Genomic DNA, 15445 nt, shown 5'->3' with positions numbered 1-15445 from the left:
CTCTCTTCCTATTCAAGCGCGGAAAGCCACTATAGCTATAACTAGTAGTAGAACTATCTTCATCAGAGCAGGAGCTCTCTATTGGCTGCACATTGAATGAGGAGGCAAATAAAGAATGGCAAAAGCCATGATAGTGAAGCGGGAAAATGGTGAGCGTACAGTCAACAAAACCTAATGATCTAACTTATCGCTGATGCGGGGATTAACTCTGCATTGTCGTTAGTAGCTCCATCATATCTTTAGAGCTGATGTTCTTCTTATGCCTGACTACAGCGTCAATCATCAATTCTAAATTCCCCGCAGAGATATAATCCTTAAGCACGTCATTGAATTTTTCCTGTATCTCATCACTTGTGTACAATTGCTCAGGAATGAAGAATAGAAACTGACTGCCACTACTACGAAACGAGATAGTACTTTCCGGTACCTTTGCCGTCAGGGACTTAGCAGCTGAACTCACCACCAAGTCTCCATATTCAAGTCCATACTTTTGGTTTATCTCACTAAGGTTTCTGATTCTTACAAAGTAAAGGTCGAAATTACCGTTTGTTGGATAGCTGTTCTTAACAAACTGCATGAGCGAGACTCGATTGCGAAAGCCAGTAATGAAGTCGGTAGAATGAAGTTTTCGTTTGATTGCAAAGTCGACGTAAAAAATCGCTCCTGTCACAAGCAGTAGCAACACCAGAAATACGCTGCTTATCTGATGCATCATCACCAACTTGTCGACCATTGTGGTGTTTTCTTCAATAACCGGGCTTTGAAGTCGAAACTTTTCGTTAATAAATTCGACCAGCGTGTTGTAACAAATATCAATTTTCTTCTGCAGTGATTCCTTAGGCAAAGCGCCTTGATTCACCAACTTAATTGAGGATTCTAGCGACTTAAATTTCTCAAACTCTCCGGTGAAATAAGGTTTGAAGTTGGCAGATTTAATGAAGTTAGAAGATTCGGTACTGTTGATCAGAATATCAAAGCGGCTCCACGTAATATCATAGGCTAACCACAAATCGTCGTAATTGAGATTATCCGAACGGCTCACCATCAAGAAATTCGCGTATTCCTTTACCAATTGAAAAACAAACCAAGTGGCCTCATTTTGGCGGTTAGAAAAGCTCTTGTTGATGTCATTAATTCGAGTGACACTGTAGATATTGACGGATAGAACAACCACGGCCAAAGACAAAACAACGACTTTGATTGCGGCCATAGACAACAGCTTCTTCATAATTAGCCTCTACAGGTGAATATCACGAATCTGCCAAATCATCTTGGCATGGAAATCAGGGGTATTGGTTTCAGGGTTCGCAGAGATTGGGTAAATCAACCAAAACGGGCCTTTCTCTCTCACAGACATAAACTCCCCATTCTTTTTAATCGCAATGATGGGTTCATAGGTATCAAAATCTTCTTTGGGCACCGCAATTTTATAGTCATTCAATGCTACGAAAGTGACTTGTGATGATATCGGTAGATCCATATTTTCAAGCACCGTTTGTAACGTCACACCACTATAAACGGTCAGACCCTCGACCCAAGGCAAGGTGGTAGTAATTTCTTTTTGAGGAAGTGACAGGAGTTGCTCTCTACTAAAACCATGCTTTTGCCCGGAGTGGTCGAAAACCGTTAACTCTGAGGCTGCAAAAATCGAAAACGAGCAAAGCCAAAGCATCAACAAGAATACAGTTCTCATTCTAAACTCCATTTAAAAAGGTCACTAATTTGAGTCTAGTATAAATTGACCATTTAACTTGTACCGATACCACTCAGATTGATTGGTATCGCTTTATCCCTAATGCCCCTACACCTCGCTGTTTTTCAATAACTTCGCCGTTTCTCTGTCTCTTCCATCACCGCTCTCGTTCAGCACTCCCTACCCGCTTGACGTATTCCTTCTCAACCGTCTAGTAACAAAAACTCGTATTTTACTCTGCGTAAGTAAACCAATAAGCCCTATGAATACGTATGAAACAACAAAATTAACAATAAATATGAGCAAGTCAGTAGCGAGAATGCTGGATGCTGCATAACCTTTAATCGAACGTAAGCAGCTTTGAGAGCCTATTTTTCTAATATCTGTCACTTCTATTCCACCAGCAGGTATCGTGTGTCGCTCTTAAAAAGCTTACTCATTTCATAATCAAGGGAATCGAGAATGAGTTTGAATAAAAAAAAATTTAACCCCATGACGACACTTTCAACCCTAGTAATGACGTTTGTCATGTTTCCTGTTTCTGCTGACGTTAATCAAGAACAATTCGAGTTAGGTAAGCAGAAAGCAAAGGTGTGCATGACCTGCCATGGCGTTGACGGCATCTCAACGCAAGACCCCTACCCGAACCTTCGCGGTCAAAAGGTGGGATATCTCATCTCCTCGTTAAAAGACTATCAGACAAGGGAAAGAACCAGTGGTTTGGCAATTCTCATGCAACAACAAGCCGACACCCTTTCAGACCAAGACATCCGCGATATTTCCTATTTCTATTCAATGCTCGGCAACGATTCAAACTCACTCAACGAATCAAATTCAGTCAGCGAATAAAAGCTTTAGGCAAGGAGCCTTGTTATGGAACAAGTGACAACGCAATACAGCATTAAGGTCGTGAAGTACTTCATCATTGCATCCTTAGTGTGGGCGATTGTAGGTATGATCATCGGCGTGATTCTCGCCGCGCAATTATATTGGCCAGTCTTAAACTTTGATTCTCAGTATTTCCAATTTGGTCGACTGCGTCCGCTACATACCTCTGGAGTAATTTACGGCTTCGTCGTGAATATCTTGATGGGGACGTCTTTATACATTGCCCAGCGAACAGGCCATTGTGACTTGTTCAACAAAAGCCTTTCATGGATGGTATTTTGGGGCTGGCAATTCATCCTGTTACTTGCGGTCATTTCCTTACCCGCAGGCCACACTACCTCAAAAGAGTATGCGGAGCTTGAATGGCCAATCGACTTGATGATTGTGTTGGTTTGGGTGCTGTACGCGGTGTTGTTCTTTGGCACCCTTGCTAAACGAAAGGTCAGCCATATCTTTGTGGCTAACTGGTTCTTTGCTGCATTCATTATCGTCGTTGCAATGATTTTCATCGTCAACAACCTCGCGATGCCTGTGTTGGCGATGAAGTCCTACTCTGTGTTTGCAGGCGCTCAAGATGCGATTGTTCAATGGTGGTGGGGACATAATGCCGTCGGTTTCTTGCTGACCGCTGGTGTGATTGGTATGAACTACTATTTCATACCCAAAGCGGCGGATCGACCTATCTACTCGTACCGTTTGTCTGTGATCCATTTCTGGGGCTTGGTCGGCTTTTACACGTGGGCCGGAACGCACCATTTGGTTTATTCTTCTGTTCCCATCTGGATTCAGAACATCGGCATCGTTATGTCTTTGATCCTGTGGCTCCCTTCTTGGGCAGGCGCGTTCAATAGCGCAATGACCCTCCTACAAAATAAAGAAAAGCTGAAGTCCGACTACGTTCTTTTATTCTTTTTCTCAGCGATTCTTTACTACTGCTTGGCAACATTCGAAGGTCCGCTACTCGCTATTCGCTGGTTCAACATGGTGGCACACAACACCGAATGGATCATCGGGCACGTACATTCCGCGGCTCTCGGATGGGTTGGGATGTCAGGGATAGCGGTTTTTTACTACTTCATTCCACGCTTATGGGGCCAAACCGATCTATGGTCACGACGACTGATTAAATGGCACTTTTGGCTTGCTCATGCTGGCGTCGCCATCTATGCAATAGCACTTTGGATCGCAGGCATCGGCGAGGGATATATGTGGCTCGCTCAAAATGAAAATGGCGAACTGATTTACAGTTTTGTAGAAGCTATGGACTTTAAAGCACCTTGGCTATTCATGCGTTTCTTTGGTGGCGCGCTGTTTGTACTTGGATTGTTCTTAATGGCTTTCAACTTGTACAAAACGGTTCGTATGCCCGTAACAAATGATGCTAAACACACTGTTAATGAAGGAGCTTAAATGATGAGTAAAGACTTTACACATTCAATCGTCATTTTAATTTTGACCACTGTTGTCGTGGCCTCCTTCTCTTTATTGGTCTGGGTAGTGCCAAGCATTGTCCGTGGCGATGATATTGCCAAAGGCAGCTTAGCGATGCCTCTCACACCGATTGAGTTAGCAGGCCGAGACACATACATCAGTGAAGGCTGCCATGTTTGTCACACACAAATGGTTCGCCCTCTAGAGCCAGAAGTGAAGCGTAATGGTCGCCCGAACCAAGAAGCAGACGATATCTATGAGTTTCCTAACTTGTGGGGCTCTAAACGTACTGGTCCTGACCTCACTAACTTAGGTAGAAAGTATTCTGACCAATGGCATGCTATTCACTTAATTGACCCTCGAAAAGTCGTACCGACCTCGATCATGCCCTCTTACCCGTGGCTATTTGAGCAGACTCTGACTGGCGATGATATTAGCGCCAAAATGGAAGTGTTACGTACCTTAGGTGTGCCTTATACCGATCAAGAAATTGGTGATGCCCGTTTGCAAGTAAGAGGCAAAACCAAAGGTGAAGCTCTGATTCGCTATTTACAAAGCCTGGGTAAAGATACGTCACAGGAGGTATCACAATGAGCACATTCTGGAATCTATGGGCGGTACTCTTAACCTTAATATTCTTTGTTCTGATGGTGTCTGTTGTCGTTAAATACTGGCGTAGCAATCACAAGGCCGATCACGACCACACCATTGGCACCTTTGATGGTATTGAAGAGAAAGATGCGCCTCCACCTAAGCTGTTATTTATCAGTTATGCAGTGGCATTTCTTTTGTCTGCGGGTTATTTGGTGCTCTACCCCGGGCTTGGAGAATGGGAAGGCTTAGTCGATTGGGAACAAAGCGACGATAAGCTCAGTTCACCATCCACCACTCTCAATGAGCAATTTGCACAAACCAGCGAAACCACGTTAGAGGGATTAGCTGCTGTCCCAGAGATCGTGAACAGCGGTAGGATTCTATTCCAAACTCACTGTGCCGCTTGTCACCGAGATAATGCACAAGGTCAGAAACACTTCCCTAATCTTATCGACCAAGAATGGTTATACGGCGGCAGTGATGAAGCTGTGATCCATTCGATTGCCAAAGGGCGAAATGGAGCGATGCCGGGTTGGAGTGAAATCATGCGCCCAGACGAGGTGGCAAAAGTCTCCTACTATCTAGCCTCCCTCAACCAACGTCATACCGATGTGCCGGAGATTAAAGTCGAGCTCGGTAAAACCTTGTTCGTCCAATACTGTTCGTCTTGTCATGCCGATGGTGCTGTCGCTAACCCAGCGATTGGCGTACCTGATCTTTCCGATGATATCTGGCTTCACGGAGGGAGTATTGAAGAGATTCAGCACACCATCAATTACGGTTTGAACAACCTAATGCCTGCGTTTGATGAGCAGCTCAGTGAGAACGAGATACTCGCGCTTGGGGCTTATATCCGACACGCTGGTGACGTAGAGCAACAACGGCTCGCGAGTTTGAAAGCATCATCTGTTGAGCGCGGAGAATATCTCGCTTATGCCGGTGACTGTGTGGCTTGTCATAGTGCAGAAGGTGGCGAACCCTTTGCTGGCGGCCTACCCTTTGTCACCCCCTTCGGCACCGTGTATTCAACCAACATAACGCCACACACTACCGAAGGTATTGGGACTTATGACTTCGATGATTTCCGAGCGGCGTTAGTCGCAGGTAAAGGCAAGAATGGTTACCTGTACCCTGCAATGCCTTACACCTCCTATCAATACCTCACCGACCAAGACATGGTGGATTTATGGGAATACATGCAGTCAATCACCGCCGTGCCGCGACGCAATGATGACAACAGCATGATGTTTCCATCCAATATTCGCTTAGGTTTGCTTGGCTGGAACATCGTATTCATGGATACCGACCCTATTGATTATGAAGTGCCAGAGGAACTCAAAGGAGAAATTGAGAATGTCGATAAGTGGCAACAAGGCAAATATTGGGTCGCAGGACTTGGTCACTGTTCGGAGTGCCATACACCTCGAAATATTGCCCAAGCACTGATACCAGAACGTATTTTCCAAGGTAACTTGATCGACGGTTGGAACGCGCCTGATATTACAGCCAATGAGCTCTATATCGATGATTGGGATGAAGCAACACTCACAGACTTTTTACACACAGGACATTCAGACAAAGGCACCGCTTTTGCGGGTATGGCTGATGTAGTGAAAAACAGCCTAAGCTTGATGACGCGTGAAGATATTGAGTCGATGTCCTATTACCTACTCAGTGGGGACATCAACAACACCATTGCCAGTGATGCCGTTCAGTTACAGCCTAAAGGGTTTGATGAAGCTGCGTATGCCAGTGAAATCTACACCACGTATCGTCAAACCTGTGGGGCCTGTCATGGTGACGATGGTAAAGGTCGCGATCCAATCGCCCCTACTCTGTTGAACAACGGTATTATCATGCACAGCGACCCATTCAATACCATTGCGGTAACGGTGCGCGGCTTGCAACCCACCTATCTCGACAAAGACAGAAATTTCATGCCAATGGCAAGTTTTGAGGATGTACTGTCGGATCAACGCTTAGCTGAGTTAATCACATTTGTGCGTTTAAACCTTGGCGACAGAAATGAACCGGTCACGGCTGAGCATGTTCGAGAGGTAAGAGAAACACTTGAAGCAGCAGGCTATGCAGGTGGATTACACACCACACCTGAAATGTACGAAAATCGAGATAAGAACATTAACATACGATAGGCGCTGTAGCTGTGCGTAGCCGATTGGCTCAATAAACAGCGAACAGCACGTAATTTTTATCTTTGCTAACAAGCCAAAAGGAGACCACTGTGTCTCCTTTTCTTTTGCCCAAACCCGAGTTCCGACACTTTGCCGTACAACACAATTGTAACTAACTGATTACACAATTAAGCAGAGCTGCACATAATGCGATCAATCTCGCAGAACAAAGATGATACCAAGTGCATAATATGCAAAATTTTCTAAAGATGTACTAGGGACAGTTATGGATACAACTACACTCATCTACGATACGTTGGAAGGCCTATCGAGCGCAAAGCCACAGCAACACGCTCAAATCCGCCAAAATCTATATAACCAATTAGATTTATCATTTGAGAAGCAGTTGGCTTTGTATTCATCAGTTCTTGGTCCAGCAAGTGCTGGTAGATTGACCGATTTGGATAGTGCAGTGATGTCTGCACGCAAGATTGTTGGCTTAGAAAACAGCTAAGCAACCTTTAACCTATCTCAACTTTAACGCTGCCATTGTGCAGCGTTTTTTTATGGACGCTATTTACGATAAGTAAGGTTGGTTACGATAAATGCTGTTAGTTGCGATAAATACGGTTAGTTGCGATAAACGCGGTTAAGAAGATAAGTGCAGTTAGGTCTGTTTTTCAAGTTACACGCATTCTCATTTGGTTAATCTTATGTTCCATTTTTAACAGGTGTGTAACCACAATAATGGCGCTAATGTTAGTAGCACGTTAACCACACATCGGATGGAAGAATCATGAGAGTACTTATTGAATATAGACAAACAGGCAAATACCGTGATCATGCGTGGGAAGCATTAACGATTCGTTCAAAAGGCGAAATTCAAGCTGTAACTCCCTCTTATGCGGCTCAGCTTATCGAACAGAACCGCGCCAGCTTATCGACCACTGAAAATCAAGATATCGTCATCCAACCTTAATGGCTTCAAGGGCTACCCCTCCTAGTTCCTTAAATCGAATAGTTCGATGACATAAAAAAACGCTGCATGGGTGCAGCGTTTTCTTGTTTCTGGCGTATCGTATTTCTAACGTAGATAGTTTCTAAAGTAGAAAGCTTCTAACGCATCTTGTTTCTAGTGCAAATAGCTTGATTACTTTGGCAGATTTTCTAACGCTTCAACCATCGTCATCAATTTATCGACAATCCTTTCGCCGTCTACTCGCAAGCCATTGTGTTCATATTCATTGGTGATCCACGCTTTCGAGTTAGGAATGTTCGCCAATGTTTCACGGCTGTAATCCAACTCAACGTACATGTCATCGGCGTAAACGGCACACGCCATTGGCACTGTATTCTTGCTCAACTGCTCTGCGTTGTACAAAGTGCCCCAGTCCGACTTTTCAGCCAACATGTTCGCGGCTTCACGCAGTGGCTTCAACGTTTCAAGTTGGTCGAACATCCATGGGTACACCATTTCACCAGTAAACCAGAACTCACTGCCCGATTGGTAGTTGAAGTGTGGGTACTGCTCACGAACACGATGTGCAGACCAGTTAGACGCTGTACCTTGACAGTAAATCGATTCATGCAAGATTGCGTAAATTGGGTTAGTTAAGTAACCCTGCTCTTGCTGCATTTGATTTAGGAAACTGTAGCTCAGCTGTCTGTTACCGTTCACTTCAACAAACGCACTCTCCAGTGTGAAATACATTGGAAGGTTTGCTTCGCCGCCACCAAGATTAATACCTATTAGCTGGAACTGTTCAACTGTGAACACCTGACCGTTTGGCAGTCTCACATCGTTGTTGAGCAGGTAATCAGAGATCTCGCGACACATAGCTTGTGCTTGTGGGAACTGAGCAAAGAAAGCTCTGTTTTTGTCTTCTACACGCTTGTAAGTCGCACGATAAACATCGTCAGCTTCTCGTTCAATAGAAGGAATGCCGCCCGTCACATAACAACGCTGCAAGCTCTGTGGGAACAGTGACAAATAGCTCAGTGTACAGAAGCCACCAAAGCTTTGACCAATCGTCGACCATTGCTTAATACCAAACTGTTCACGAATCGCTTCAGCGTCACGAACGATGTTATCCGCTCTGAAATGCGTTAAGTATTCGACTTGTTGTTCTGGAGACAAATGCGCCAAAGTTTCATGGCTGATAACCGTGCTGTTGCCAGTACCACGTTGGTCTAGAAGCAGAACACGGTAGTTTTGTAATGCACGCTTTAGCCAACCCGATTGACCACTCACCCGTGGAGAAGGAAAACCTGGGCCGCCTTGAAAGTAGATCAACCACGGCAGCTCTTGCTCATCTTTAGCGAGATCAACCAGCTCACGTGCGAAGACTTGGATCTGTTGTCCATCTTTGGCTTGATAATCAAGTGGCAACTCGAAAGAGTGCTGACGGTACAGGGTGGTTCCATCAATAAAGTTAGCTTGCACGCTTCATTCCTTTTTATCTGATTCTAAAGTCATTGGTACGAATAAAAATGGCACCCTTTGGCACCGTAGTTAGCAAGATACGCATACTAGCTTGTAAATGAAACCGTTTGTTGAACCTGAATGTGAAGGTACTTCATTAAATCGCCAAATTAGCTTTATACGCGTAACAACTTGTGTCAAAACAGAGAGTTTAAGATGTGATCTATTGAGAAGAAGAACAAAAGTGGGACACAAATAAAAAGAGCTTAACGAGGTGAGGATACGTTAAGCTCTTTGGTTTTATCTGTTGTAAATGAGGTTTTTAGGTTGAACAAGCTCAGGCTTTATAGGTTTAGTTTCTATAAGCCAAAGATCTATAAACTGAGCTTCTGTAACTTATAGCTCTATAAAACAAAGCTAAGAAGCCTCGAGCTCACCTGCACCTTGAATTGAACGTTGGCTGTTTTCAACAAGGATAGCCGTCGCCGTTTCTTTCAACGCGCCCCACTCTCCATCGTCAACTTCAATGCCCTCGTTCCACGCCTTCTCTTGAGTTTTAAAAAGCGCTTCCGATTCAATGTGTGTTTGGTAGCCATCTGACAAACGTTCGATATCGAAATCCTGGACGGAAAGCTCGATGGTCATATTGTGGATATGATCGTCCGATGCCAGAGGCAAATCTGATAAAAACAGTTCTGGTGCAACGCAACCACGGTTAAGCACATACAAGGTGCTCTTAGGATTTGAGCCATTATCCCAACGTGCGGTACATGCGATGCCTTTCGCTGCCAGTTTTACAAGCTCACTGTACGCTAACCAACGGTTATGGCAGTTGTTTAGCTCGATTTTCAGCGTCTTTTTACCGACCATTTTTTCAATGGCGTAATCCATCACCACAGGAAGATGACACGCTAAGCTCGCCTTGTGCAGGTCCACTTCAACTGTGTTGTCGCTTGTCACTTGGATGTCTACAGGGCAATCGTCTTCTAGCCCCATAAAGTTGCTCGCATTGTTAAAATGACGAACACCATCCAAGCCAACCATTTGTAAATCTGCCACCATGTTCGCTATCACATCGGCTTCACCACATGTACGACGCATACCCAGAAAGGCTTTATTAACGGCCGCTACCAGTTCATTGTGAGAAACGATCATAACGATTTACCTCCATGTTGAGCGTTGATATGTGTAGGAACTTTATTTGAGTCAGCGATCTCCGCTTCACTTGGTAAGATTGGGAACACCCATTCGTCCTGATGAATTTCATCAAGCAACGGTGCACCTTGGAAAAACGTCACTCGTACCCAACGGTCTGAGCGAGGATCAAACTTAGTCGCTCCAAACATCGCTAGCTTACAACGCAGCAAATGCATTGGTGGCGAGTCTTGGTGCAGCACGTTCATTTGAATGTCGCCCATCGCCTTGTTACCTAACGTCCACACACGGCGCGCAATGGCACGATGCTGCGGTTGTTTAACAAGGAATTCAGCCAATGAAAGCTCTGGCGCGAATTGCAATAAAGCATGGTACAGACGGTAAGCTTGACGGCCGATATCCAACGGCAGTTCGCGCTCTTCGCCGAGTTCCTCGCCTCGAACACCGAGCCTTGGCTCTTCTTTGTCCTGAGAGCGATACCAGAACCAGTAGTTATTTTCTGCTTTCGTAAAGTCGGTCGTGATCGCCCAACGGTACTTTTCTTCTAACACAACCAATAGGTCTTGGATCTTTTTGCCACTAGGAAGCGAGAGTGTTTCGCTACAATTCATTTGCTCTTGATGGGCGTCCACTAATTCTGGGTACAATTCCATCAAGCATGAGATAAGGATTTCTTGGGCTTCCATACTCATGTGCTTAGATTGTTCAACTAACTGCGCCCATGTATCGCAATGGTTTACAGAAGCTTCTAGTGACTGTTCTGCGTGTTTCAACTCATCAACAGCGGTTTTGTTCAACTCTTGCTGATTTTCATTGATGGTAACAACTTGTTCTAAATGACAAATCGCTTTTTTAACTAATGTACGTAGGGGCTCAATCAATGCCGTATCCGTGTGATTAGCTAACACGTCAGCTAATGCATGCTCACGGGTTGTCATCCATTGATCGACAATACTTGGGTGGTTAATCAGATATGGCGCCATACCTAAACCTGTGGCATTACCCACACCTAGGTAGCGTTGTAAGCCTCTGTGCAAGGTAATCGCTTGTTCACCGCCTTGTTGCTCCGCTAGGTAATGAACCCAATCTAGGCTGAACTCACGCAGCATATAAACAGCACACATTTGAGCACTGAACGATTGATTAAAATCTGGATTCTTTTCCAAGATTTTAAAGTCAGCAATACCAAACTTACCATTACCATAAACCGCTGTGGTTCGTAGGATGTAGCCAACTTCCGCTAGCTCTTTTGGCGTTGGTTGAACACCTTTAGCCAAGTGACTAACAATATGTTCAAACACTCGTACACTTTTGTTGGCACGCGCTAAAACAAGCACATTGTTAGGGTTACGGCCTGCTTCTTGTAGCGGTACATTCGCACGAAGTCTCTCAAGTAGGGTGACATCAACATCACCAAGAACCAGAGCAAACGTTACGTCCCACTTTTCAGCAATTACACGGTCATTTCGTTCGTCGTCTGCAATCTCATCGCAGAAAACAACCAAATGATAAACATGATTTGGCGTCTCTAGCTTATAGATAACATGACCAAAACCTCGAGCGTCTAGTTGCCACTCATGCTTAGTCACTTTCCATTGCTGTTGCGCCATTTTACGAATCAGAGTTCTTACGAAGCTGATGCGTGTTTGGTGCATAGCACCCAGTCTTTCCGGTGCCATGACGACCGTTGCGTCACGTAGTGCTGATTCAGTGTAGGTAGAACGATGTGCATCCATTTTGCTCACCACCTTAATAGTTATAGGATTTTGCTAGCCATTCAGAACCGATCGTTGCTGTCTTTTGAAGCATATATAGCGACAGTATGTTGGTTAGCTTTCACGTTTTAATCGTTATTGATGTTATCGAGGCAAGCGAACTCGCCCCTTATTATTTGTCCTGACTAGATCTCTTGACCTAAATAGTTGCCGTCCGATGTATCTTCACCAGTACGGGTTTTCTCTTCCTTTCGGAATCTGGTATCAGCCTTATTTCAAAGGCTGATACTTTGTTTCTCTTTAATTTTTAGAGAGCGTTTCCTCTACAGTTTCTTTACAGATCCTGCGCTTCTACAAACTCTGCTTTTCTACAAACTCTGCTTTCTACAAACCTTGCTCTTTCGCCATCTTGATTGCGATTTGAGGCGCATTCCAAAGCGATGGCAGTAAGATTAAGGACACCGGAACCGCTGTGATTACGATGAAAGATTGCAGCGCTGAAATACCACCAGAGCCTAGAGAAATCAGAATCAACGCCGTTACGCCCATCATCACGCCCCAGAAAGTACGGATGATTGCATTCGGCTCTGTCTCACCACTGATCACAACACTGATGGTGTAAGTCATTGAGTCGCCAGTCGTTACGATGAAAATCGTGGTTAAGATCAGGAACAAGATAGAGATAAGCATCGGCATTGGTAATTGCTGAGTTACCGCTAGAAGAGCACCTGGTAAGTTAAAGCCTTCAAACGCTTTACTTACGCTGCCTGGATCTGCGATTTCGAACGCAAGGCCAGAGCCACCAACAATCGTGAACCAGAAACAAGTAACAAACGGTGCAACTAAGCTGATGGTTGAAACCAGTTGGCGAATACTACGACCGCGAGAGATACGTGCAATGAAGATTGCCATCATTGGGCCGTAACCTAGGAACCAACCCCAGAAGAATACTGTCCACCAGCTCAACCACCCCTCGTCACCACGGTATGTCGCCATTGGGATGAAGTTATCGATCATGCTGCCTACACCTTGAATGTAGCCGTTAAAGATAAAGTTTGTAGGGCCAAAGATCAGGATGTAGACCATCAATGCCATTGCCAGAATCACGTTGTAACGGCTTAGCATTTGCATTCCACGGTTAAGGCCGCTCAATGCCGATAATGTGTATAGAACGATAGCGAATAAGATGATGATCAGCTGCGTCGTGAAGCCGTCAGGGATATCAAACAGTGCATTCAGTGCATAGCTCACTTGCAAGCCCAAGAAGCCGATAGGACCAATGGTGCCCGCCGCTACAGCGACAATACAACATGCATCAATCAAAGCGCCGGTGTGACCTTTCAGTGCACGTTCGCCTAATACTGGGTAAAGCAAAATACGCGGTTTAAGTGGCAAGCCTTTGTCGTAGTGAAGGTGCATAACCACGATAGACGTTAAGCTGCCGACGATTGCCCATGCTAGGAAACCCCAGTGCATGAAAGATTGTGATAACGCATTAACCGCGCCTTGCTGTGCGTTTTCTTGTGCACCGTACAATGGTGGTGGGCTAACGTAGTGAGCAATCGGTTCTGCTGCAGCCCAAAATACGCCGCCACCCGCAAGTAGCGTACAGAAGATGATCGCCATCCAACGGAAACCATCCATTTCAGGTTTAGCGATGCCGCCTAGGATAACCTTGCCTGTTCGCCCTGCCGCCAGGCCAAGACCAATAAGAAAAGTCAGAAGAAGTAGCATTTGCCAGTAAGGACCGAATACTTTTACCGACCACGCAAAGCCCGTGTTAACCAGAGTTGATAGCAGTTCGCCATCAAATAGGGCCAGTGTCACGAACAGAGCGATAAAACCGCCGCTGTACCAAAGTGCTGGGTTGGATAACCCTAATTTGTCTGACGTAGATTCAGACTGGTTTGTGTTGCTTTTTGCATTACTTGTTGTGTGTGCTTGACCCGCATTTAAGCTTGGAGATTTCACGCTATTGGTTAAATCAGACATACTCTGACTCCAGAGGTTTCTTTGCAGCTGTCATAAAAATGATGACTACAAGGGTGTATTTAACACCTGCCCTATTATTTTTTGTGTTGGGCAGGCTAATCCATGTTTGGGTTACCGCGTTGCGAAATAGACCGTTGTTCCTTTTAAATTGTGAATTTGATGAAGCAATTCTCACTAAGTGAACGTGTTTAGCAGACTGCTCGTTAGATGCTTATTAGTAAGAAGCGCAGCTTAACTTTGGCTTTGAGGCTCTAAGCCATCTTTCAAAAAGTTAAACCAGTTTTCTCCTAAGACTTGTCCCGCTTCAGACTCGCTAAAGCCGTGACGCATCAATCCGTTATATATGTTTTCCATACCTGAACTACCACAGAACCAAGGCAGTGCATCAGGCCAACCTGAATTGCTTGCAGAGCCTTCGCCGTAGTCCATTGCTTTAGACCAACGACCATTTCTCATCCATTCAAGAACGGCTTGAGGTTGGTTTAAGCATAGGTCACTGCCAATACCGAGGTGCTCTACGCCAACCATGTCAGCCGTAGTCGCAACCATCTGGCAGAAATCTTCCAACGTACATTGACTGCCATTTGGTAAGTGGAATGGGTACAAGCTGAATCCGATTAAGCCGCCGCGTGCGGTTAGAGCTTTAATCACATCGTTTGATTTATTTCGTAGTGCATCATGAGCAAACGTTGGGTTCGCATGGCTGATACAAATAGGACGAGAAGACAAGTCGATTGCTTCAAGTGTTGAGCGCTCGGCACTGTGAGACATATCGATGATCATGCCCACTCGGTTCATCTCTTCGATGGCTTGTTTACCAAAGCGAGTAATACCTGTGTCGTTCTTCTCGTAGCAACCCGTCGCCAATAAGCTCTGGTTGTTGTACGTCAGTTGCATGATCAAAAGGCCTTGCTTACGCATCACTTCGATAAGACCGATCTCATCGTCGATTGGAGAACAGTTTTGAGCACCAAGTAAAATGCCGACTTTGCCAGTCTCTTTTGCAGTCTCGACATCAGCCATTGAGTGAATCGGCATGATAAGGTCTGCGTTCTGCTCGAATCTTAAGTTCCATTCTGCAAAGCGAGATAAGGTTTCACGAGCCGTCTCGTGGTAAACCGCGGTAGCGTGAACTGCTGTAATGCCGCTCGCCTTTAGTGTTTGGAAATATTCTCTGTTCCAATTGCAGTATTGCAATCCATCTATAACAATCCGTTGCTGGTACATAACCACTCCTATTGAAAGCTCAGTGTTCTAGCTCGGTTTTGAAAACACGCTCAAACAACATGTTTTCAAAAATGGGTTAAATCACTTATCTAAGTTCGTTTGCTGCTTTGGTTTGAATGTTGGCCTGACTCTGTAAATCAGGCCAATTCGATAGCTGGATAGCTAGGAAGTTAATTCAGCTATCCAATTCTTATTT

The 15445-nt window shown here is 45.0% G+C and carries 12 protein-coding genes and 1 pseudogene; 6 read left to right on the top strand and 7 right to left on the bottom strand.

Annotated elements, in window-relative coordinates; translation table 11 throughout:
* Positions 1 to 202 precede the first annotated feature (202 nt).
* A complete protein-coding gene (locus tag AB4585_RS11745) occupies positions 203 to 1228 on the bottom strand; it encodes a GGDEF domain-containing protein (protein WP_017060027.1) in 1026 nt (341 codons plus the stop codon).
* A gap of 9 nt (positions 1229 to 1237) precedes the next feature.
* Positions 1238 to 1693: a hypothetical protein gene (locus AB4585_RS11740; RefSeq protein ID WP_017069847.1), complete on the bottom strand. Its 456-nt coding sequence runs from the start codon at positions 1691 to 1693 to the stop codon at positions 1238 to 1240.
* Positions 1694 to 2155: 462 nt separating this feature from the next.
* On the opposite strand from AB4585_RS11740, the gene AB4585_RS11735 reads away from it, so the two are divergent.
* From AB4585_RS11735 to AB4585_RS11710, 6 genes are all read left to right on the top strand, one after another.
* Positions 2156 to 2542, top strand: coding sequence for a cytochrome c (locus tag AB4585_RS11735; RefSeq protein ID WP_372169887.1), 387 nt, complete (start codon positions 2156 to 2158; stop codon positions 2540 to 2542).
* Between the two features lie 24 nt (positions 2543 to 2566).
* Complete coding sequence (ccoN, locus tag AB4585_RS11730) at positions 2567 to 3991, top strand: cytochrome-c oxidase, cbb3-type subunit I (protein ID WP_017066459.1); 1425 nt, start codon at positions 2567 to 2569, stop codon at positions 3989 to 3991.
* The gene (locus AB4585_RS11725; protein ID WP_017066458.1) at positions 3992 to 4606 is read left to right on the top strand and encodes a cbb3-type cytochrome c oxidase subunit II; all 615 of its coding nucleotides are present in this window, start codon (positions 3992 to 3994) and stop codon (positions 4604 to 4606) included.
* Positions 4603 to 6759, top strand: coding sequence for a c-type cytochrome (locus tag AB4585_RS11720; protein ID WP_372169884.1), 2157 nt, complete (start codon positions 4603 to 4605; stop codon positions 6757 to 6759). The genes AB4585_RS11725 and AB4585_RS11720 overlap by 4 nt, the downstream gene beginning before the upstream one ends.
* 265 nt (positions 6760 to 7024) lie before the next feature.
* A complete protein-coding gene (locus AB4585_RS11715; RefSeq protein ID WP_004730426.1) occupies positions 7025 to 7252 on the top strand; it encodes a PAS factor family protein in 228 nt (75 codons plus the stop codon).
* A gap of 282 nt (positions 7253 to 7534) precedes the next feature.
* Positions 7535 to 7717 carry a hypothetical protein gene (locus tag AB4585_RS11710; protein WP_372169881.1) on the top strand — a complete coding sequence of 61 codons (183 nt, stop codon included), beginning with the start codon at positions 7535 to 7537 and terminating at the stop codon, positions 7715 to 7717.
* 171 nt (positions 7718 to 7888) lie between these two features.
* On the opposite strand, the gene AB4585_RS11705 is transcribed toward AB4585_RS11710, so the two are convergent.
* From AB4585_RS11705 to AB4585_RS11685, 5 genes and pseudogenes are all read right to left on the bottom strand, one after another.
* Positions 7889 to 9181 carry an alpha/beta fold hydrolase gene (locus tag AB4585_RS11705; protein ID WP_017064721.1) on the bottom strand — a complete coding sequence of 431 codons (1293 nt, stop codon included), beginning with the start codon at positions 9179 to 9181 and terminating at the stop codon, positions 7889 to 7891.
* 396 nt (positions 9182 to 9577) lie between these two features.
* Positions 9578 to 10315: a DUF3726 domain-containing protein gene (locus AB4585_RS11700; RefSeq protein ID WP_017064722.1), complete on the bottom strand. Its 738-nt coding sequence runs from the start codon at positions 10313 to 10315 to the stop codon at positions 9578 to 9580.
* A pseudogene (locus tag AB4585_RS11695) lies at positions 10312 to 12124 on the bottom strand (hypothetical protein). The gene AB4585_RS11700 and the pseudogene AB4585_RS11695 overlap by 4 nt, the downstream one beginning before the upstream one ends.
* A 290-nt stretch (positions 12125 to 12414) precedes the next feature.
* Positions 12415 to 14022 (bottom strand): BCCT family transporter, encoded by a 1608-nt coding sequence (locus AB4585_RS11690; protein WP_372169878.1) that lies wholly within the window; start codon positions 14020 to 14022, stop codon positions 12415 to 12417.
* A gap of 231 nt (positions 14023 to 14253) precedes the next feature.
* Positions 14254 to 15249 (bottom strand): membrane dipeptidase, encoded by a 996-nt coding sequence (locus tag AB4585_RS11685; RefSeq protein WP_372169875.1) that lies wholly within the window; start codon positions 15247 to 15249, stop codon positions 14254 to 14256.
* Positions 15250 to 15445: the final 196 nt, after the last annotated feature.

It is taken from the genome of Vibrio sp. 10N.222.49.C9, from assembly GCF_041474985.1.
GTDB classification, from domain to species: Bacteria; Pseudomonadota; Gammaproteobacteria; order Enterobacterales; family Vibrionaceae; genus Vibrio; species Vibrio crassostreae_C.
This window is presented reverse-complemented; position numbering and strand designations above follow the sequence as displayed.

Excerpts from the sequence above, each read along its gene's own strand:
- AB4585_RS11725 (WP_017066458.1), top strand. The coding sequence starts at position 3,992 with ATGATGAGTAAAGACTTTACACATTCAATCGTCATTTTAATTTTGACC.
- AB4585_RS11720 (WP_372169884.1), top strand. The coding sequence starts at position 4,603 with ATGAGCACATTCTGGAATCTATGGGCGGTACTCTTAACCTTAATATTC.
- AB4585_RS11740 (WP_017069847.1), bottom strand. The coding sequence starts at position 1,693 with ATGAGAACTGTATTCTTGTTGATGCTTTGGCTTTGCTCGTTTTCGATT.
- AB4585_RS11715 (WP_004730426.1), top strand. The coding sequence starts at position 7,025 with ATGGATACAACTACACTCATCTACGATACGTTGGAAGGCCTATCGAGC.
- AB4585_RS11710 (WP_372169881.1), top strand. The coding sequence starts at position 7,535 with ATGAGAGTACTTATTGAATATAGACAAACAGGCAAATACCGTGATCAT.
- AB4585_RS11690 (WP_372169878.1), bottom strand. The coding sequence starts at position 14,022 with ATGTCTGATTTAACCAATAGCGTGAAATCTCCAAGCTTAAATGCGGGT.
- AB4585_RS11685 (WP_372169875.1), bottom strand. The coding sequence starts at position 15,249 with ATGTACCAGCAACGGATTGTTATAGATGGATTGCAATACTGCAATTGG.
- ccoN (WP_017066459.1), top strand. The coding sequence starts at position 2,567 with ATGGAACAAGTGACAACGCAATACAGCATTAAGGTCGTGAAGTACTTC.
- AB4585_RS11700 (WP_017064722.1), bottom strand. The coding sequence starts at position 10,315 with ATGATCGTTTCTCACAATGAACTGGTAGCGGCCGTTAATAAAGCCTTT.
- AB4585_RS11735 (WP_372169887.1), top strand. The coding sequence starts at position 2,156 with ATGAGTTTGAATAAAAAAAAATTTAACCCCATGACGACACTTTCAACC.
- AB4585_RS11745 (WP_017060027.1), bottom strand. The coding sequence starts at position 1,228 with ATGAAGAAGCTGTTGTCTATGGCCGCAATCAAAGTCGTTGTTTTGTCT.